At 40.2% G+C, this 229-nt stretch carries 1 protein-coding gene; it reads left to right on the top strand.

The features are described from left to right. Positions 1 to 229: hypothetical protein (locus MB14_RS10250; protein ID WP_157716581.1), on the top strand; the 229-nt coding region annotated here is incomplete at both ends.

Raw genomic sequence — 229 nt, 5'->3', positions numbered from 1 at the left:
AACAACAGATAGAACAGTGAACTACTCTTCTGGTTCAGGTTCGAATACTTTGATCTTCAATTACACAGTACAATCAGGTGATGTAAGTGCTGACTTGGATTATGTTGCAACCAATTCATTAACATTGAATGGAGGAACGATAAAAGATTCCCCAGGTAATGATGCTACTTTGACTTTGGCCACTCCGGGCGCAGCCAATTCATTGGGAGCAAATAAAGCTTTGGTGATT

This window comes from Roseivirga ehrenbergii, assembly GCF_001593005.1.
Classification (GTDB): Bacteria; Bacteroidota; Bacteroidia; order Cytophagales; family Cyclobacteriaceae; genus Roseivirga; species Roseivirga ehrenbergii.
Note: the sequence above shows the minus strand (reverse complement) of the source record. Positions and strands in the feature narration are given on the sequence as shown.